General features: G+C 72.0%; 17 protein-coding genes and 1 pseudogene. 12 read left to right on the top strand and 6 right to left on the bottom strand.

Annotated elements, in window-relative coordinates; translation table 11 throughout:
- Positions 1–74: 74 nt before the first annotated feature.
- Positions 75–1,337, bottom strand: a pseudogene (locus KME80_RS02225) (coenzyme F420-0:L-glutamate ligase); the annotation flags it as partial.
- 161 nt (positions 1,338–1,498) lie between these two features.
- A complete protein-coding gene (gene cofD / locus KME80_RS02220) occupies positions 1,499–2,437 on the bottom strand; it encodes a 2-phospho-L-lactate transferase (RefSeq protein ID WP_219499666.1) in 939 nt (312 codons plus the stop codon).
- A gap of 182 nt (positions 2,438–2,619) precedes the next feature.
- Here cofD and KME80_RS02215 point away from each other — a divergent pair, with 182 nt between their 5' ends.
- From KME80_RS02215 to KME80_RS02200, 4 genes are all read left to right on the top strand, one after another.
- Positions 2,620–4,551 (top strand): hypothetical protein, encoded by a 1,932-nt coding sequence (locus tag KME80_RS02215; RefSeq protein WP_219499664.1) that lies wholly within the window; start codon positions 2,620–2,622, stop codon positions 4,549–4,551.
- 299 nt (positions 4,552–4,850) lie between these two features.
- Positions 4,851–5,111, top strand: coding sequence for a WhiB family transcriptional regulator (locus KME80_RS02210; RefSeq protein WP_049564653.1), 261 nt, complete (start codon positions 4,851–4,853; stop codon positions 5,109–5,111).
- Between the two features lie 108 nt (positions 5,112–5,219).
- Positions 5,220–8,090, top strand: coding sequence for a glycosyltransferase (locus tag KME80_RS02205; protein ID WP_219499662.1), 2,871 nt, complete (start codon positions 5,220–5,222; stop codon positions 8,088–8,090).
- Complete coding sequence (locus KME80_RS02200; protein ID WP_219499652.1) at positions 8,087–9,391, top strand: DUF5719 family protein; 1,305 nt, start codon at positions 8,087–8,089, stop codon at positions 9,389–9,391. The genes KME80_RS02205 and KME80_RS02200 overlap by 4 nt, the downstream gene beginning before the upstream one ends.
- A gap of 6 nt (positions 9,392–9,397) precedes the next feature.
- On the opposite strand, the gene KME80_RS02195 is transcribed toward KME80_RS02200, so the two are convergent.
- The gene (locus tag KME80_RS02195) at positions 9,398–9,835 is read right to left on the bottom strand and encodes a metallopeptidase family protein (protein ID WP_308125583.1); all 438 of its coding nucleotides are present in this window, start codon (positions 9,833–9,835) and stop codon (positions 9,398–9,400) included.
- A 135-nt stretch (positions 9,836–9,970) separates the two neighbouring features.
- Between KME80_RS02195 and KME80_RS02190 the strand changes: the two genes are divergently transcribed.
- The 5 genes from KME80_RS02190 (at position 9,971) to KME80_RS02170 (ending at position 13,508) form a co-directional block, all read left to right on the top strand.
- Positions 9,971–10,339, top strand: coding sequence for a DUF3499 domain-containing protein (locus KME80_RS02190; RefSeq protein ID WP_219499649.1), 369 nt, complete (start codon positions 9,971–9,973; stop codon positions 10,337–10,339).
- Positions 10,332–11,168, top strand: a complete 837-nt coding sequence (locus KME80_RS02185; RefSeq protein WP_372455325.1) for an HAD-IIB family hydrolase — start codon at positions 10,332–10,334, stop codon at positions 11,166–11,168. The genes KME80_RS02190 and KME80_RS02185 overlap by 8 nt, the downstream gene beginning before the upstream one ends.
- A 92-nt stretch (positions 11,169–11,260) precedes the next feature.
- Entirely contained in the window at positions 11,261–11,428 is a 168-nt protein-coding gene (locus tag KME80_RS02180; RefSeq protein WP_219499647.1) for a Trm112 family protein, read from the top strand.
- Positions 11,425–12,534 (top strand): SIS domain-containing protein, encoded by a 1,110-nt coding sequence (locus KME80_RS02175; RefSeq protein WP_219499644.1) that lies wholly within the window; start codon positions 11,425–11,427, stop codon positions 12,532–12,534. The genes KME80_RS02180 and KME80_RS02175 overlap by 4 nt, the downstream gene beginning before the upstream one ends.
- Positions 12,535–12,581: 47 nt before the next feature.
- Positions 12,582–13,508, top strand: a complete 927-nt coding sequence (locus KME80_RS02170) for a cation diffusion facilitator family transporter (protein WP_219499642.1) — start codon at positions 12,582–12,584, stop codon at positions 13,506–13,508.
- A gap of 6 nt (positions 13,509–13,514) precedes the next feature.
- On the opposite strand, the gene KME80_RS02165 is transcribed toward KME80_RS02170, so the two are convergent.
- The gene (locus tag KME80_RS02165; protein ID WP_219499640.1) at positions 13,515–13,988 is read right to left on the bottom strand and encodes a GerMN domain-containing protein; all 474 of its coding nucleotides are present in this window, start codon (positions 13,986–13,988) and stop codon (positions 13,515–13,517) included.
- Between the two features lie 5 nt (positions 13,989–13,993).
- The gene (locus tag KME80_RS02160; RefSeq protein ID WP_219499638.1) at positions 13,994–14,344 is read right to left on the bottom strand and encodes a MerR family DNA-binding transcriptional regulator; all 351 of its coding nucleotides are present in this window, start codon (positions 14,342–14,344) and stop codon (positions 13,994–13,996) included.
- Positions 14,345–14,444: 100 nt separating this feature from the next.
- On the opposite strand from KME80_RS02160, the gene ahcY reads away from it, so the two are divergent.
- Positions 14,445–15,872 (top strand): adenosylhomocysteinase, encoded by a 1,428-nt coding sequence (gene ahcY / locus KME80_RS02155; RefSeq protein WP_219499636.1) that lies wholly within the window; start codon positions 14,445–14,447, stop codon positions 15,870–15,872.
- Between the two features lie 62 nt (positions 15,873–15,934).
- Positions 15,935–17,170: an adenosylhomocysteinase gene (locus KME80_RS02150; protein ID WP_219499635.1), complete on the top strand. Its 1,236-nt coding sequence runs from the start codon at positions 15,935–15,937 to the stop codon at positions 17,168–17,170.
- Here KME80_RS02150 and KME80_RS02145 read toward each other — a convergent pair.
- On the bottom strand, positions 17,167–17,817 hold the full coding sequence (locus tag KME80_RS02145) for a DUF305 domain-containing protein (RefSeq protein WP_219499633.1): 651 nt from the start codon (positions 17,815–17,817) through the stop codon (positions 17,167–17,169). The two genes, KME80_RS02150 and KME80_RS02145, sit on opposite strands and share 4 nt — an antisense overlap.
- Before the next feature lie 163 nt (positions 17,818–17,980).
- On the opposite strand from KME80_RS02145, the gene KME80_RS02140 reads away from it, so the two are divergent.
- Positions 17,981–19,375 carry an LVIVD repeat-containing protein gene (locus KME80_RS02140; protein ID WP_219499631.1) on the top strand — a complete coding sequence of 465 codons (1,395 nt, stop codon included), beginning with the start codon at positions 17,981–17,983 and terminating at the stop codon, positions 19,373–19,375.
- Position 19,376: the final 1 nt, after the last annotated feature.

Here is a 19,376-nt window from a genome sequence, read left to right as displayed (position 1 = left end):
TGGGGGGATGGCCCAAATGTAAAGGAAAGTTTCCTAACGGTAAACCGTTACGTGACTGTGGCTCGAAATATCAGTCAGCGGGACACGATGAAGTCCAGCGCGTCACGCGGCGCCCGGTCCCGCGGTGGCGCAGCGGCATGGCCCACCGCCACACAGCCCATCGGGTCCCACTCCTCCGGCAGGTCCAGCACCTTCCGCACCACCGGACGGCAGAACATCGTCGACGACACCCACGCCGACCCCAGCCCCTCCACCGCGAGCTGGACCAGGAAGTTCTCCACGCCCGCGCCCATCGCCACCACGAACATCTCCCGCTCCGCAGCGTTGCGCCGCTCGTCGCGGTAGGTGTGCGAGCCCTCCATCACCAGGCACGGCACCACCAGATAAGGCGCGTTGCGCAACACGTCACCCCGCCTGACCCGCTTGGCGATCGACTGCTCGGAGAAACCGTCGCCGCGCAGATCCTCGATCCACGCCTCCCGCATCGCGTCCACCAGCCGCAGCCGCGTCTGCGCCGACTCCACCAGCACGAACCGCCACGGCGTCGTGTGATGCGGCGCCGGCGCCGCGATCCCCGCAGCCACCGCCCGCCGCACCGCATCCGGATCCACCGGCCGGTCGCCGAACTCCCGGATCGTCCGGCGCGCGAACACCACGTCCCGCGACCCGTACCGGAACAGGTCCTCGTCCGCCGGACGCACCAGCGGACGCACCCCCGGCCCGTCCTCCTCCGTCACCAGATGCCCCAGCCCCCGCACGATCGCCACCGGAACGCCGTCCAGCTTGCCCTTGACCAGCTCCGCGGCGGCCGCGATCTCGTCCACCAGCGCCGTCACCGTCGCACTCAGCGGATTGCCGTACGCGTCCCGCGAACCCCGGAAGTCGGCCGTCGTCACCACGCCCGCCGACCCGATCGCCACGTCCGTCAGCCCCTGCCGCCACGGCCTGCCGAACGTGTCGGACACGATCACCCCGACCCGGCCGCCCAGCCCCGCCCGGATCCGCCGCGCCGACGCGTCCGGATCCTCCGGCAGCAGCAGCACCGTCCCCGGGTCGGTGTTGGACGCGTCCACCCCGGCGGCGGCCATCACGAAACCGTGGCGCGTCTGGGCGATCACCGTGTCGCCGCGCCTCGCGACGACCCGGTCCGTCTCGTCCTCGATCGCCTTCGCCCGGTCCGGCGCCTCCCTGACCCGCCCCTCGGCCTTGCTCACGATCTTGGACGTGACGACGACGATGTCCCCGTCGCGCACCCCGGGGACGAGCGCCGCGAGGTCGTCCCCCGGCCGCACCTCTCCGATCCCCACCACCGGCACCACCTCGACCCGCTCACCCGCGGCCCCCTCCCAAGAGGAAGGCGCATTCTCTGCGGCGGGTGCGGGGGAGGTGCCCTGTGCTTCCTCTCCCAAGGAAAGCGCACCCCGTGCGGCGGGGGAGGGCGTACCGGACGGGCGGGCGCCTGCCGGCGTGGGGGTTGCCTGGGGCTGTGCGGGGTGGGTCATGAGGTGAGCTCCTGGGCGAGGTCGAGGGCGGCGCGGGCGAGGGCGGCCGTGGCCGCGGGGTCGGACATGAGCAGGGGCCGGGCCTCGACGCGTACGCCGTCGAGGGCGACGCCGGCGTCCTCCGGCGCGACCAGCCAGCCGTCGAGCAGGTCGGACCCGTACAGGGAGAGGACCGCCTGGGCGCTGGTCTCGACGCCGATGGCGGTCAGGCAGGCGTCGGCCATGCCGCGCACGGGGGCGCCGCCGATGATGGGGGAGACGCCCACGACGGTCTTGGGGAGCAGGGCGTCGCGGATGCCCGGCACCTGGAGGATGGTGCCGATGCTGACGACGGGGTTGGATGGCGGCAGGATGACCACGTCGGCGTCGGCGATCGCCTCGAGGACGCCGGGGGCGGGCTTGGCCGACTCGACGCCGACGAGGGCGATCGACTCGGCGGGGACGGAGGCGCGCAGGCGCACCCACCATTCCTGGAAGTGGACGGCGCGCCGGCCGCGCTCGTCGTCGATGACCACGTGGGTCTCGCACCGGTCGTCGGTCATGGGCAGCAGCCGTACGCCGGGCTGCCAGCGGGCGCACAGCGCCTCGGTGATCTGGGAGAGCGGGTAGCCGGCTTCGAGCATCTGGGAGCGCACGATGTGGGTGGCGAAGTCGCGGTCGCCCAGCCCGAACCATTGGGGTTCGACCCCGTAGGCGGCCAGTTCGTCCTTGACGACGTGGGTCTCGTCGGCGCGCCCCCAGCCTTGTTGCTCGTCGATGCCGCCGCCGAGGGTGTACATGACGGTGTCGAGGTCGGGGCAGACGCGCAGGCCGAAAAGGGTGATGTCGTCGCCGGTGTTGCCGATGACGGTGATCTGGTCGGCGGGCGCGGTCGTGCGGAGTCCGCGCAGGAAGCGGGCGCCGCCGATGCCGCCGGCGAGGGTCACGATGTGCATGCGGAACAGTCTTCCACCCCCCGTCCCGGGACCGTTTTTCCCCTTTTCTTGACGGCCCGCAAAACCCTGATATGCGGGGAAAAGAGCGACTATTGAGATCTGCGAGCTTCCTGGGACTCCCGCCGGACAAGTCGGTGATGTGGCAAACTCCCTTCGGGCTAAAGGGTCCGATGGGGGTACTTGTGAGCAACTTTGACGTCGCCAGGCTGAAGGAGCCGGCCGCCTGGATCATGCTGGCCGCCGGTGGCCTGGACATCCTGCTGACCATCGGCCGGATTCTGATCGGCTCGACCAGCGCGGACTTCACCGAGCGCGCCTACATGCACTTCTCCGGCCTGACCAGCCCGGTGATCACCACGCTGCTGCTCGGCGCGGTGCTGCTGCTGACCAAGGTCGGCCCGCCGTCGGCCAAGGCCAAGCCCGTCGCGTACATCGCGGCCGGGGCGCTGGCCGCGGCGGCCGTGTTCGGCGCGCTGGCGCTGCTGCTCGGCCTGTTCGCGGGCAACACCGCGCGTTCGACCGTGGAGTTCCTGCTGACGGGCGTGCCGATGCTGGCGCTGACGGCCCTCGCGCTGGTGTACCTGCTGCCGCAGGTCATGCCGGAGCGCCGCCCGGCGGCCCCGTACGGTCAGGGCTTCCCCCAGCAGGGGTACGGCCAGCAGGGCCAGTTCCCGCAGGGCCAGTTCCAGCAGCCCGGTTACGGCCAGCAGGGCTTCCCGCAGCAGGGTTACGCCCAGCAGCCTCCGTCGCAGGGCGGCCAGGAGTACGGCCAGCCGGACTACGGCCAGCAGCCCGCCCCCCAGCAGGCCCAGGCGGACTACGCGCAGCCCCAGCAGGGGATGCCGCAGCCCGGCCAGCAGCCCACCCCGCAGTCCAACCAGCAGCCCAACCAGCAGCCCGCGCCCCAGGCCGCCCCGCAGCAGGGTTACGGTCAGCAGCCGCCGAGCTACGGCGGCCAGCCGGAGCAGCCCCCGTACCAGCAGCAGTCCTACAGCCCGCAGCCGCCGTCCGGCGCGCAGGAGCAGCCGCAGCAGGACGCCTACCAGCCGCCGGTCCAGCAGCCCCAGCCCCAGCAGGCCGCCCAGCAGTATCCCCAGCCCCGGGCGGCCCTGCCCGCGGCCCCGTCCGACCAGCAGCAGGACTCCGGCGGCTACGGCCCGCCCGCCCAGGACCCGTACAGCCCCCAGTACGCCCAGGACGCGCCCCCGTACGCCCAGGAGGCCCCGCAGTACGGCCAGGACCAGCACTACAGCCAGGACCCCTACGCCGCGCAGGCGCAGGAGGCCCCGCAGTACAACCAGGACCCGTACAGCCCGCCCGCCCAGGACCAGCAGTACGCCACCCCGGCCGCGGACCCGTACGCCCAGCCCGCCCAGGAGCAGTACGCCCCGCCCCCCACCGAGGCGTTCCCCCCGGCGCAGAACCCGTACGCCCCGCAGCAGCCCGCGCACGCGGCCTACACGCCGTCGGAGACGATGCCGGACTCGGGCTACCAGCCCCCGTCGGAGTATCAGCCGGCCCCGTACGTCCCGGCCGACAGCCAGCCGAACGTGCACAACCAGCCCAACCCGTACGCCCCGTCGTACCCGTCGGGCGAGACCGCGCCCAGCGTGCCGTACCCGGACCAGCAGCAGCCCTACTACGACCGCCAGTCGGCGTTCGACCAGCAGGGCCAGCAGGCCCAGCAGAACCCGGGCCAGCAGCACGGCCAGGGCGGCCAGCCGTTCACCGGCTATTCGGGCCACGAGTTCGGGGCGCCGCAGCACGAGCCGGACCCGCCGGTGGACCCGCGCTCGCAGCAGCTCCTGGACGCCTACCAGCAGGCCGACTCCTACCAGTCGGGCGTGGGCACCGCGCCTGACCTGCGCGTCCCGGAGTACGGCCAGCCGCAGCGGCACGACGACGTGTTCGGTCACCCGCAGCAGCCGCAGGCCGCCTACGAGCCGCAGCAGGGCCAGTACCAGCAGCCCGGCTGGGGCCAGCAGCCGGCGGATTCGACCATCCGCCTGGACCAGCAGGCGATCCGCGGTGACGCGCTGGGGGACCAGCCGCGCCAGGGTGACGACCCGATCGACCCGACCGCCATATACACCCCGAATGAGCCACGCAGGTAAGGAACCGGCAAACGACGGCTAGAGAAGAGGTGGCCCGGAGGGCGGGGCTCATCCCGCCCTGATACGGTTCCGACCGCTGACAGCGTTGAACACGCCCGGCGCAAACCGGGCGCGAACATCTGATGCCAGGCACGACCGGGGCGAGAGCTGGTCTTCCCCCGGATACCGGCATGCCGCTTGACGCCACGTACGGCACACGCGTGTAATTACAACCATGTTGTTACGCCTTCCCGTGGGTGGGTACAAGGAAGGCGTTCCATGGGGGGCTCCATTGCGGGCGGGCGGCAGGGAGGTGTGCAGTGACCGATCTGGTCATCGCACAGGATCAGCTTGACGCTGAAGAACTCGGCTGGCAGGAGCGCGCACTCTGCGCGCAGACGGATCCAGAGGCGTTCTTCCCGGAAAAGGGCGGCTCCACCCGAGAGGCCAAGAAGGTGTGCCGATCGTGCGAAGTGCGTGCGGAGTGCCTGGAATACGCACTCGAGCACGACGAGCGCTTCGGCATCTGGGGTGGGCTGTCCGAGCGGGAGCGCAGACGGATCAAGCGCCAGGCCGTTTAGGGATAGATGTGGAAAGGGTCACGCGGTCACCCGTGTGACCCTTTTCCGTATCCGTGGGCGGTGCGACCGGTAAGGTGGCGGCGTTTGATCACCGCCCAATGGAGCCGCATGTCCCGTCCCTTCGTCACCGTGATCGTCGTCGCACACGACGGCGGGCGCTGGCTCGGGGAGACCTTGAAGGCCCTGGCGAGCCAGAGCTACCGCCCGGACCGGGTGGTGGGCGCCGACAACGGCAGCCGCGACGGCTCGGCCGACCTGCTCACGCAGGCGCTCGGCTCCGCCAACGTGCTCAGGCTGCCCCGTTCGGCGAGCTTCGGCGACGCCGTGGCCGAGGTGCTCGGCAAGCTGCCACCGGGCGTCGACGGCGAGTGGCTGTGGCTGCTGCACGACGACTGCGCCCCCGACCGCCGCGCCCTGGAGGCGCTGCTGCGCGCCGCCGACGAGGACCGCAAGGCGGCGGTGCTCGGCCCGAAGCTGCGTGACTGGCTGGACCGGCGGCTGCTGCTGGAGATCGGCGTGACCGTCGGCCGCACCGGCCGCCGCGACACCGGGCTGGAGGCCCGCGAGTTCGACCAGGGCCAGCACGACGGCACCCGCGAGGTCATGGCGGTGTCCACCGCCGGCATGCTGATCAGGCGCGACGTGTGGGAGGCGACCGGCGGGCTGGACCCGTTCCTGCCGATCTTCCGCGACGACCTGGACCTGTGCTGGCGGGTGCGCAACGCCGGGCACCGGGTGCTGGCCGTCACCGAGGCCGTGGCCTGGCACGCCGAGGCGTCGGCCCGCCGCAGACGGCGCATGACGGTCAGCGGCGACCATCCGCGCAGGCTCGACCGGCGCAACGGCATCTTCGTCGTGATGGCGAACCTGCCGTTCCTGGCGATGCTGTGGGCGCTGCTGCGCAACGTGGCGGGCTCGCTGACGCGCACGGTGCTGTTCGTGCTGGGCAAGCAGCCGGCGAACGCCCTGGACGAGCTGGTCGCGCTCGGCTCGGTCCTGGCGCACCCGGTGCGGCTGGCCAAGGCTCGGCGGGCCAGGCGCGAAGGCCGCAAGAAGGGCTACAAACGCATCAGCCGCCTGCTCACGCCGCGCGGCGCGGGCCTGCGCCGCCTCACCGACATGGTGCAGAGCTTCCTGGCGGGCGAGGGGCCGGTCGACTCGGCGGGCCGCCACCACCACGCCGCCCCGGAGGAGGAGGTGATCGCGCCGGCGCCGGCGCCGCAGGGCAACCCGGTCAAGCGCTTCCTCGGGCGGCCCGGCGTGCTGCTGGTGTTCGGGCTCACGCTGGTCGCGCTGGTGGCCGAGCGGTCCCTGCTGGGGGCCGGACGGCTCGGCGGCGGCGCGCTCGTGCCGGTGACCGGCGGCGCGGGCGACCTGTGGGCGTTCTACACGGGCGGCTTCCACGATCTCGGGCCCGGCTCGGCCGACTGGGCGCCGCCGTACGTGGCGGTGCTCGCGGCGCTGTCCACGCTCGCCTTCGGGCAGACCTCGACGGCCGTGTCGGTGCTGCTGCTCGGCTCGGTGCCGCTGGCGGGCGCCTCGGCCTACCTGGCGTCGCGGCGGCTGGTGCCGGACGCCACCGAGTCGGGCGTCGGCGTCCGCGTGTGGGTGGCCGCCACGTACGCGCTGCTGCCGGTCGCGACCGGCGCGGTCGCGTCGGGACGGCTGGGCACGGCGGCGGTGCTGGTGCTGCTGCCGGCCTGCGCGGTGCTCGCCGCCCACCTGCTCGGCCCGGACGCGCGCCGATCGCGCCGGGCGGCGTGGGGGTTCGGGCTGGTGCTGGCGGTGGGCGCGGCGTTCGTGCCGCTGCTGCTGCCGATGGCCCTGGTGCTCGGCGTGCTCGCCGTGGTGCTCTTCCGCACGGTACGGCCCGGCGTCCTCGTGCCGGTGGCCATCGCGCTGGGCGTGCCCGTGGCGCTGCTGCTGCCCTGGCTGGGCGGGCTGGTGCTGGACCCGGGCAGGTTCCTGCTGGAGGCCGGGCTGCACGACCCGGCCCTGGTGAGCCCGGCGCTCGGCGCCCGCGACCTGCTGACGCTCAGCCCCGGCGGGCCCGGCCTGCCGCCGTTCTGGGTGACGGGCGGGCTGCTGGCGGTGGCGCTGGGCGCGCTGTTCGTCCACCGCGCCCGCGCCGGACGGCGGGCCAAGCCGGACCCCCAGGCCGAACGCGGCCGGATCGTCGTGCTGTCCGGCTGGGGGATCGCGCTGTTCGCGCTGGTGATCGCCCTAATCGCGGGCCGGGTCGGCGTGGCGGGCGCACCCGCGTGGCCGGGCGTGCCGCTGGCCGTCGCCGGGGCCGCGCTGATCGTGCTCGCCGCGCTCAGCGCCCCCCGCCTGGACGCCGCCCGCGCCCGGGGCGGCCCGCGCAGGATCGCCGCCTGGCTGGTGGCGGCGGTGGCGTTCAGCACGCCGCTGCTGGCCGCCGGGCACTGGATCGTCCAGGGCGTACGCGGGCCGCTCGACGGCGACGCACGCGACCCGCTGCCCGCCCTGGCCGTCATGAACTCCCGCCACGGCGAGCGCACCCTGCTCATCCGGGGCGCCGAGTTCACCGTGCTGCGCGGGCGCACCCCGCTGATCGGCGAGGCGGAGCTGCCCGTCGCCTCCCCCGAGCGCGCCAAGGTGGCGGCCGCGGCGCAGGGCCTCGCGGGCGGGCGCGGCGGTAACGACGCCGAGGTCCTGGCCCAGCACGGCGTGGCGATGGTGGCGGTGGCGCCGCCGGTCGGGCCCGAGCTCGCCAGGACGCTCGACTCGCAGCCCTCGCTCCAGCGCATGAGCCTGTCCGACAGCGGCGGCCTGTGGCGGATCGCCGAACCCCTCACGCCGGTCCCCGCCCGGCCCGCGCACTTCATGCACACGCCCTGGCTGTGGCTCCAGGGCGCGCTGGTGCTGGTCGCGGTCGTGATGGCCGCGCCCGGCCGGCGCGAGCCCGCCGAGGAAGCCGCCCGGACCCCCGACCCGGCCCTGGCGGGCGTCTCATGACGGCGATCCTGCGCCACCGGTTCGCGCCGCTCGCCGCCGTCCTGGCCGCCCTCCTGGCCCTGTACGGGATCGCGTACGTGACCGAGCCCGCCCCGGCCGGACGCGCGGCGGCCAAGCCCGAGCGGGTGGGCGTCGAGTCGGCGACCGCGGTCTGCCCCGGCGTCAAGGGCGCCGACGTGGCGGTCTACCTGCCCGGGACGATGTCACGCGAGACCATGAAGGACGCCGAGCCGTACACCGTGACCGGGCCCGGCGGCCTGGAGGCGGGCTTCGTCACCCGCGCGCTCTCGGGCGCCCGGCGCGGGCTGGCCGGGGTGCGGTGCGCCGAGCCGGCCGCCGAGACCTGGCTGGTCGGGCCGGGCCCGGCCAACGCCGAGGTCACGCTGCACCTGACGAACGCCGCCAAGACGCCCGCCATGGCCGACGTCCAGGTGTGGGCGGCCGAAGGGCTGGTGTCCGGCGAGGCGGGCCTCGGCCTGGAGGTCGCGCCCGGCAAGAGCCGGAAGATCGACCTGCGCGACCTGGCGCCGTCCGCCGACGTGATGGCGGTCAGCGTGACCTCCCTGGTGGGCCGGGTGGCCGTGGCCGCGAGCGCCGCGCCGGAGACGGGCGGCGCCGACTGGCTGCCGGCCGCCGCCGCGCCCGCCACGAAAATCGTCGTGCCCGGCATCCCCGGCGGAGGCGGCAGGCGGGAGCTGCTGGTCGCGGCGCCGGGCGAGGCCGACGCGACCGTGCGCATCACCGCCGTGACCGAGGGCTCCCGCTACGCGATGAAGGGCCGCGAGAGCGTCGACGTGCCCGCGGGCGGGGTACTGGCGATCGACGTCACCACCGGCATCGGCGGCGAGTCGGCCGGGCTGGTGCTCGACTCGACCGCCCCCGTCGTCGCCGGAGTGGTGATCACCGGGACCGGCGGGCGGCAGGACGTCGCCTACACCGCCGGGACGCCGCCGCTCGACCTGGGCAGCGCCGTCGCGGCCAACGGCACGGGCTCGCGGCTGCTGCTGACCGCGCCGGGCGCGGCCGGCCGGGTGCGGGTGCAGATCGTGCCGGCCCGCGGCGAGCCGGGCAGCCCCGCCGAGGTGGAGGTCCCCGCCGGGCGCACCACGAGCGTGCCGCTGAAGGCCAAGGGCGCGTTCGGCGTCGTCGTGACCCCGGTCTCCGGGCAGGTCTACGGCGGCCGGGTCATCGAGGAACGGCAGCGCGCCGGCCTGCTCCTCACCGCCCAGCCGCTGGCCCAGGCCCGGACGTGGACGATGCTGCCGCCCCTCGCCGACACCCCGCTCGCCGTGCTGCCCTGACCGGGCTCAGCGCTCGTCGTAGCCCGGGTCGACCGTCTCGGGCGACAGCCCGAGCAGCGTCGCCACCTGCTCGACCACGGTGTCGTGCACCAGCGCGCCGAGCGTCTCGCGGTCGCGGGCCCGCGCCTCCAGCGGACGCCGGTAGACCACCACCGAGGCAGGGTCCTGGCCCTTGGCCGTGTCGGCCCGGCCGAACGGGATCGGACCGCCGCCGAACCCCGGCCCGTCGCTCAGCTCGCTCAGCGGCGGCACGTCCTCCACCGCGAACTCCACCGCCGCGAGCTGCCTGCCCCACTTGGGCCGCAACCGGTCGACGGCGTCGAGCACCAGGTCGTCGAAGCGTTCGGAACGGGCCCGGGACATGGGCACGTACGAGGGCGCGAGCGGCCCGCGCAGACCACGACCGTGCCGGTCACGACGCCTGGGACCGCGCTTGAGAGTCACACGGCAAGTCTAAAGGCAGGCCCCATCGGGGCATGTGGGTGGAAAGGCTGCGACAGGTGTCCGAATTGTGGCGACACGCTCGTTAAGAGCGCTCAGGTAGTGGCGCCTCGCACTCTTACCAGATACGGTCCCTCCGTGAGCCCCGTCCGCCGCTGTTCCCGCACTGCTTGCAGTCAGCCTGCCGTCTTCACGCTCACGTACGTATACGCCGACTCGACCGCTGTACTAGGCCCTCTGGCGACGTACGCCGAGCCACACTGTTATGACCTGTGCGCCGAACACGCCGAGCGGCTGACCGCCCCCCGAGGCTGGGAGGTCGTGCGGCTGCCGACCGACGGCGCTTCCCCCAGCTCCGACGACCTCGAAGCGCTGGCCAACGCGGTGCGCGAGGCGGCCAGGCCCAGCGCCGCGCGCGGCGTCGAGCCGGTCGGCGACGCCGTCGAGGTCGGCCGGCGGGGCCACCTCCGCATCCTGCGCTCCACCCAGCCCAACCGCGATCGCTGACGCGCCGCCTGCCGTCGCGCCGGGTACAGTCGAGGCACCTGTCCGCGGCCGATTCGTAGGAGCTCCGATTAATCGCAAGTTCTCCCTGGTCGCCTTCGACCTGGACGACACGCTGGCGGTGTCCAAGTCCCGCATCGACGACCGCATGGCGGGGCTGCTGGCCCGGCTGCTCGACCTGGTCGACGTGTGCGTGATCTCGGGCGGGCAGTATTCCCAGTTCCAGGCGCAGGTGCTGCGCCACCTGCCGATCGACGACGCCCAGCGCGCCAGGCTGCACCTGATGCCGACCTGCGGCACGCGCTACTACCGCTGGCAGAACTCCGACTGGCACCTCGTCTACGCCGAGGACTTCACCGCTCCCCAGAAGGCGGAGATCATCGAGGCGCTCACCCGCAGCGCCAAGGAGCTGGGCCTGTGGGCCGATGACCCCTGGGGGGAGATCATCGAGGACCGCGGCAGCCAGATCACCTTCTCCGCGCTCGGCCAGCAGGCCCCGCCCGCCGCCAAGTACGCCTGGGACCCCGACGGCGCCAAGCGCCGCCTGCTGTGCGCGCACGTGTCGGAGCGGCTGCCCGGCCTGGAGGTGCGCAGCGGCGGCTCGACCTCCGTCGACATCACCCACAAGGGCGTCGACAAAGCCTACGGCATCGGCCGGCTCCTCGACGCCCTCGGGCTGACGATCGACGACGTGCTGTTCGTCGGCGACCGGCTCGACGAGGGCGGCAACGACTACCCGGTCAAGGCGATGGGCGTGGAGTGCGTGGCGGTCGAGGGCTGGGAGCAGACGGCGGCGTTCGTCGAGGACTATCTCGGCATCGAGACTCGATGAACCGGCGGCCGAAAGGCCGCGCAATCCACCGGACCAGTGGTGCCGTGATGTTACGGTCGGTTTTGGCGATGGCGAGCGAGATAGGTGGACGAGTGAAGATCGACGACTGGCTGCTGGAGATCCTGGCCTGCCCGGCGTGCAAGTCACCGTTGCGTGTCGAGAGCGACTCCGAAGAGCTCGACTGCACCGGCTGCGGCCTGATCTATCCGGTCCGGGATGACATCCCCGTGCTGCTCGTCGACGAGGCCAGGAAGCCGTGACCTGGGAGCCGGAGCGGCTCGACGACCAGCGGCACCTGAGCGAAGGCGACCCGGGCGGCATGCTGCTCGCGGTGGCCGCCTCGGCGGCGCAGGTGCGCACGGGGCTCCGGTGCGCCGTCGAGTCCGGCGTCGACCGGCTGGCCGGTGACCTCAGGCCGCGCGCGGTCGTGGTCACGGGCATGGGCAGCTCCGCGCTCGCGGGCGACATGCTGGCCGCGGTCTGCGGCAACAGCGCCCCCCTGCCCGTCGTGACGCTGCGCTCCTACCAGCTGCCCGGCTGGGTGGGGGCCACCGACCTGGTGGTCGCGATCTCCTGGTCGGGCGAGACGGAGGAGACGCTCTCGGTGGCCGCCGAGGCGGTGCGCCGGGGCTGCGCGCTGCTGGCGCTGGGCGCGCCGGGGTCGCCGCTGGAGGCGCTGGCCACGCAGGCGGGCGCCGTCTACGTGCCGCTGCCGGTGGCCGGGCGCGACCGGGCCGACCTGTGGCTGGTGACGATCCCGCTGGTCGTGGCCGCCGCCGCGCTGGGGCTGGCGCGGGCCGACGAGGGGCTGTACGAGCGGGTGGCGGAGATGCTGGAGGGCATCTCGCACCGGTGCCGGCCGTCGAGCGAGTCGTTCATCAACCCGGGCAAGTCGCTGGCCCTCGACCTGGCCGAGAGCGTGCCGGTGATCTGGGGCTCGTCGCGGCCGACCGCCGTGGCCGCCTACCGGCTGGCCTGCCGGCTCAACACCGACGCCGGTTATCCGGCGATCTCCGGTGAGCTGCCGGAGGCCGCGCACAACCAGGTGGCCGTCCTCGACGGGCCGCTGGCCGGGCGCGACATCTTCTCCGACGACGACACCGGCCGTACGGTCCGGCTGGTCGTGCTGCGCGACACCGAGGAGCACCCTCGGGTGGCCGAGACGCGGGAGGCGGTGCTGCGGCTCGCACAGGACCGGGGCGTGCCGGTGAGCGAGCTGGCCGCCGAGGGCGCGCACCCGCTGGAGCGGATGGCCTCGCTGGTCGGGCTGGCCGATTACGCGGCCACGTACCTGGCGCTCGGTTATGGAATCGATCCGACTACTGTTGCACCCATTGCCGAGCTGAAGTCCAGGATCACCCAATAGGATCCCGGTTCGGGCATCAGTAGTGATCGTATGACTGGAGAAGACCGGTGAGTGCTAGCGGCGGTACGAAAGCGATTGTTGCGGCGTTGGCCGCGAACCTCTCCATCGCGGTGGCGAAGTTCGTGGCCGCAGCGGTCACCGGTTCGTCCTCGATGCTGGCCGAGGGCATCCACTCGGTGGCCGACTCGGGCAACCAGGCGTTGCTGCTGCTGGGCGGCAAGCGGGCGCAGCGGGAGAGGGACCAGAAGCACCCGTTCGGCTACGGGCGTGAGCGCTATTTCTACGCGTTCGTGGTGGCCGTGGTGCTGTTCGCGATCGGCGCGCTGTTCTCGCTGTACGAGGGCTGGCACAAGCTGTCCGATCCGCACGCGTCGGTGGAGTCGCCGCAGTGGGCGTTCGGGGTGCTGATCTTCGCGATCATCGCCGAGGCGTTCTCGTTCCGCACCGCGATCAAGGAGTCCAACGCGGTGCGCGGCAACCAGTCGTGGGTCGCGTTCATCCGCCGGTCCAAGTCGCCGGAGCTGCCGGTCATCGTGCTGGAGGATCTCGGCGCGCTGCTCGGCCTGATCTTCGCGCTGTTCGGCGTCTCCATGGCGGTCATCACCGGCGACGTCTGGTGGGACGCCGTCGGCACGCTGATGATCGGTGTGCTGCTGGCCGTCATCTCGGTCGTGCTGGCCATCGAGACCAAGTCGCTGCTGGTCGGCGAGGGCGCCGCGCCGGAGGTGGAGACCCAGATCCGGGCCGCCCTGGACGCCACGCCCCAGGTCGACCGCGTGATCCACATGCGGACGCTGCACATCGGCCCGGAGGAGCTGCTGGTGGCCGCGAAGATCGCGGTCACCCACAACGACACGGCGGCCGAGGTCGCCGCGGGCATCGACGAGGCCGAGCGGCGCATCCGCGAGGCCGTGCCGATCGCCCGGGTCATCTACCTGGAGCCCGACCTGGACCGGTCGCCGAGCAACGCCTGACCGGGCTCACTCGTGGCCGGTGCGGCAGGACGTGCCGGCGTCGGACATGTCGAACAGGCAGCGGCCCTTCTTGTCCAGCGTGACGACTTTCTTCACGCTCCGGAACTGCTTGAGCGTCACGTCGATCGTCCGCAGGATGCGCGCGTCGCCGCCGACGCCGTTGCCCCAGACGGTCCGGCAGAAGCGGAGGGTCGCCGTACCCCTCTTGATCGTGAGAGAGAAGTCGGCGCCGCAGTCGGAGCCGCCGCGGATCTGCTTGCCCAGCTCGGAGCGGAGGCCGCGGCGGTGCTCGGCGGCGGTCGGGCCCTTGATGAGCTGCTCGACGGCGAATCGGGCGACGCCCGAGTGGGGCGCAATCCGCTTGACCGCGACGACCTTGCCGGGGAAGCCGTGCCCCGTGGAGAAGTAGACCTTGACGGTGGTGCCGGGCGCCTGCACCGGCGACAACGCGAGCACGGTGGCCATCAGGAGCTCTTTCATGTCCTCTATGACGTCCGCCCGGAGCCCGGGGTTCGCAGCAGCCGCAGGGCCTTCTCCTTCTCGAAGTCCAGCGCCCGGCGCGGCACCTGGATGCGGCCGATCCGTACGCCGAGGTCGCGGACGGCGGCGGCGACGGCGGGCTCGCTGAGCGCGCGCAGGGCGAAGGCCAGCTCGGCGGGGGAGACGTCGAAGCGTTTCTCCAGCTCCACGCCCTGGGCGACGGCGGCGAGCTCCTCGGGGCCGAAGCGGCGGTGCGCGCCCTGCTCGCGCACGGGAGGCAGCAGGCCGAGCGCCTCCCGGTAGCGGAGCATCCTGGGAGACATGCCGAGCCGTCTCGCGGCTTCCGTGATGCGCATCCTTACATTCTTACGTCAGGTTAGCTCTCTGTGAGATGCGATCGGGGCGGGGAGACGCCTAAACTCGTCGCGACAACATTGTGATGCGAGGGGAACCCCGATGGACTTCAAGGTCGCCGACCTTTCACTTGCCGACTTCGGCCGCAAGGAGATCCGGCTCGCCGAGCACGAGATGCCCGGCCTCATGGCGATCCGCAAGGAATACTCGGCCTCCCAGCCCCTTCGCGGCGCGAAGATCATGGGCTCGCTGCACATGACGATCCAGACCGCCGTCCTCATCGAGACCCTGGTCGCGCTCGGCGCCGAGGTACGCTGGGTGAGCTGCAACATCTTCTCCACCCAGGACCACGCCGCCGCGGCCGTCGTCGTCGGCCCCGACGGCACGCCCGAGGACCCCAAGGGCGTCCCGGTCTTCGCCTGGAAGGGCGAGACGCTGGAGGAGTACTGGTGGTGCACCGAGCAGGCGCTCACCTGGCCCGGCGGTGACACGCCCAACATGATCCTCGACGACGGCGGCGACGCCACGCTCCTCGTCCACAAGGGCGCCGAGTACGAGAAGGCCGGCGCCGTTCCCCCCGCCACCGCCGACGACCCGGAGGAGTGGCACGTCATCATCGACCTGCTCACCCGCACGGTCGGCGACGACAAGCGCTGGACGAAGATCGCCGAGAGCGTCAAGGGCGTCACCGAGGAGACCACCACCGGCGTGCACCGCCTGTACGAGATGCACAAGAACGGCCAGCTGCTGTTCCCGGCGATCAACGTCAACGACTCGGTCACCAAGTCCAAGTTCGACAACAAGTACGGCTGCCGCCACTCGGTCATCGACGGCCTCAACCGCGCCACCGACGTGCTCATCGGCGGCAAGGTCGCGGTGGTCTGCGGCTACGGCGACGTCGGCAAGGGCTGCGCCGACGCGCTGCGCGGCCAGGGCGCCCGCGTCATCGTCACCGAGATCGACCCGATCTGCGCCCTCCAGGCGGCGATGGACGGCTTCCAGGTCACCACGCTGGAGGAGGTCGTCGGCATCGCCGACATCTTCGTCACCACCACCGGCAACTTCAACATCATCCGGGCCGACCACATGGCCCAGATGAAGCACCAGGCCATCGTGTCCAACATCGGCCACTTCGACAACGAGATCGACATGGCCGGCCTGGCCAAGACCCCCGGCATCGAGAAGCGCAACATCAAGCCGCAGGTCGACGAGTGGGTGTTCGCCGACGGCCACTCGATCATCGTGCTGGCCGAGGGCCGCCTGATGAACCTGGGCTGTGCCACCGGCCACCCGTCGTTCGTCATGTCCAACTCCTTCACCAACCAGGTGATCGCGCAGATCGAGCTGTTCACCAAGACGGCCGAATACCCGATCGGCGTCTACACGCTGCCCAAGCACCTCGACGAGAAGGTGGCCCGGCTGCACCTCGACGCGCTGGGCGTCAAGCTCACCGAGCTGACCAAGGAGCAGGCCGCCTACATCGGCGTCCACGTGGAGGGCCCGTACAAGAGCGACCACTACCGCTACTGACAGCAAGCCCCGGAGGAGCCGGTGCGCGGTGCGCGCCGGCTCCTCCGTCGTAAGGAGAGTCGATGGACCTGGGGGAGAGCGGGGAGCGGCAGATCAGCTGGGCTGCCCGCGCGATGCCGGTGCTGACCGCCATCGGGGAGCGGTTCGCGGCCGAGCGGCCGCTCGCCGGGCTGCGGATCGCGGCCTGCCTGCACGTCACCGCCGAGACGGCGGTGCTGATGGGGGCGCTCAAGGCGGGCGGGGCCGAGATCGCGCTGGCCGCCTCCAACCCGCTGTCGACGCAGGACGACGTGGCCGAGGCGCTGCGCTCCTACGGCGTGGCCGTGCACGCGCGGGCGGGCGTCGACCGCGCCGCCTACTACCGGCACATCCACCGTGCCCTCGACCTCGCCCCCGATCTGGTGCTCGACGACGGCTGCGACCTGGTCAACATCCTGCACACCGAGCGGACCGACCTGCTCGACGGGGTGAGCGGCGGCTGCGAGGAGACCACCACCGGGATCATCAGGCTCCGGCAGATGGCCGCCGAGCAGGCGTTGCGGTTCCCGGTCGTGGCGGTGAACGACACCCGCACCAAGCGCATGTTCGACAACCGGTACGGCACCGGGCAGTCGACGCTCGACGGGATCATGCGCGCCACCAACACCATGCTGGCCGGGCGCACGGTCGTGGTGGCCGGGTTCGGCTACTGCGGGCGCGGCGTGGCGGAGCGGGCCAAGGGGCTCGGCGCGCGGGTGATCGTGACGGAGATCGACGCGGTCAAGGCCCTCGACGCCACCCTCCAGGGGTACGAGGTGCGTCCGATGGAGCAGGCGGCCGTGACGGGCGACCTGTTCATCACCGTGACGGGCAACCGCGACGTGATCCGGGCCGAGCACCTGGCGGCGATGAAGGACGGCGCGATCCTGGCCAACGCCGGGCACTTCGACGTGGAGATCGACGTGCGGGCGCTGGACGAGCTGGCCGAGGAGGTGCACCGGGCCGTGCGCCCCAACACCGACGAGTACGTGCTGCCCGGCGGGCGCAGGCTGCTGCTGCTGGCCGAGGGCCGGCTGGTCAACCTGACCGCCGCCGAGGGGCATCCGGCCGCCGTGATGGACATGTCGTTCTCCGCGCAGGCCCTGGCCGTCGCCTGGCTCGCCCGGGAGCGGGCCGGGCTCGCGCCGGGCGTGTACGACGTGCCGGAGGACATCGACCAGGAAGTGGCGCGGCTCAAGCTGGCGGCGGCCGGGATCGCCATCGACGAGCTGACCGGTGACCAGGAGACCTACCTGCACTCCTGGCGCTCGGGCTCCTAGCCGGCCTGCATCTCCCGCATCCGGCCGATCTCGGCCGTCTGGGTGACGGCGACGTCGTTGGCCAGCTCCTCGATCCTGATGTGCGAGCCGCCGGTCAGCACGCGCTCGGACATCTGGATCGCGCCCTGGTGGTGGGCGATCATCAGCCGCAGGAACAGGGCGTCGAACTCCTTGCCGGTGGCCGCCTTGAGCTGGTCGAGCTGCTCGGGCGTGGCCATGCCGGGCATGCCCGCGTGGGCCGCGTGGTGGTCGGGGACGCGCTGGCCCTGCTCCTGGAGCCAGGTGCGCATCCACTGGATCTCCGGGCCCTGGGTGTCGGCGATGCGCGAGGCCAGGCTCTTGAGCTTGGCCGACTCCGCCCGGCTCGGGGCCAGGACCGCCATGTCGAGCGCCTGCTGGTGGTGGACGATCATGTCCTGGACGTAGGTGACGTCGGGGGCGTTCGCGCTGGGCGCGGGGACGGCGGTGGCGGCCTCGGAGGGGGAGAGGGTCCTGGCCTCCTCGCCGGGACGGCCCGGCGCGATCACGGGGGCGGTGGAATCAGCCCGGGGCGGCTGCGGCTCGGCGCCGGAGGTGCAGCCCGACAGGGCGATCCCCGACAGGACGATCAGCGTGCCCGTGGCGACGACGTTGAGCGCGGCGCGCACCCAGCCTCCTGACTGATTTCGGTCGGAACTGCGGATTCTAGATCGTAAGAATGATCGTTATAAGAGGGCAAACCGGCATATCTTTTGACATCTTGCGCGCTGGTCGGCGCGGCCGTCACGGGTGACGATTTCATTCATTTATGTCCCCTTTATAGGAGGATAGGTGTTGGCATCCCGACGAGCCCTCACGCTGGTGGGAGCGGTGATCGCGTTGGCGATGGCCGGCCTTCCCGCGCAGGCGGCTGACATCCCGGCTCCCGGCGAGATCGTCATGAGCCCCAACATCGCGCACGTCACGAACGTGCCCAAGCCCGAAGCCCTGGCCGACATCAACACCGACATGGCCTTCCAGGGCGACTACGCCTACGTCGGCAACTACTACGGCTTCTCCATCTACGACATCCGCAAGCCGAAGCGGACCTCGCTGGTCAGCTCCGTGGTCTGCCCCGGCGGCCAGATGGACGTGTCGGTCCACGGCAACCTGCTCTTCGGCTCCGTCGACTCCTCGCGCAGCGACGACTCCTGCAGCAGCACGGGTCAGAGCGCCTCGATCAAGGAGTCGTGGGAGGGCGTCCGGATCTTCGACATCAGCGACAAGGCCAACCCGCGCTACATCAAGTCGGTCGAGACCAACTGCGGCTCCCACACGCACACGCTGGTGCCCGACCGCCGGGGCCGCAACGTCTACATCTACGTCTCCTCCTACAGCCCGAACGCGAACTTCCCCGACTGCCAGCCGCCGCACGACCTGATCTCGATCATCAAGGTGCCGCTGCGCGACCCGGCCGCCGCGTCGGTCATCTCGGCGCCGAACCTGTTCCCCGACGGCGGCTTCCCCGGCGTGCCCGGCCAGTACCCCGACGGCAAGTCCGCCACCACCGGCTGTCACGACATCACCGCCTACCCGGAGAAGGGCATCGCCGCCGGAGCCTGCATGGGCGAGGGCATCCTGATGGACATCCGCGACCCCGAACGCCCCCGCGTGACCGCCACCGTCAGGGACGAGACGAACTTCGCCTTCTGGCACTCGGCCACGTTCAACAACAGCGGCACCAAGGTCGTCTTCACCGACGAGCTCGGCGGCGGCTCCCGCGCCACCTGCAACCCGGAGATCGGCCCGACCCGCGGCGCCAACGCCTACTACGACATCGTCCGAGGCCAGCTCGTGTTCAAGAGCTACTTCAAGATTGCCAGGCACCAGGACGCGACCGAGAACTGCGTGGCGCACAACGGCTCGCTGATCCCGGTCAAGGGCAAGGACATCATGGTCCAGGCGTGGTACCAGGGCGGCATCTCGGTGGTCGACTTCACCGACTCGGCCAACCCGCAGGAGATCGCCTTCTTCGAGCGCGGGCCTGACAACACCGCGCCGCCGCTGTCCGGCGGGTTCTGGTCGGCGTACTACTACAACGGCTACATCTACGGCTCCGACTTCAACCTGGGCCTCGACGTGCTCAAGATCAACGACCCGCGGACCAACCGGGCGAACGGCGTACGGTTCGACGACCTGAACGCGCAGACGCAGGAGTCGTACCGGGAGCGGGGGCACCACCACTAGC

This window comes from Nonomuraea ceibae (assembly GCF_019396325.1).
In the GTDB taxonomy this organism is placed as follows: Bacteria; Actinomycetota; Actinomycetes; order Streptosporangiales; family Streptosporangiaceae; genus Nonomuraea; species Nonomuraea ceibae.
This window is presented reverse-complemented; position numbering and strand designations above follow the sequence as displayed.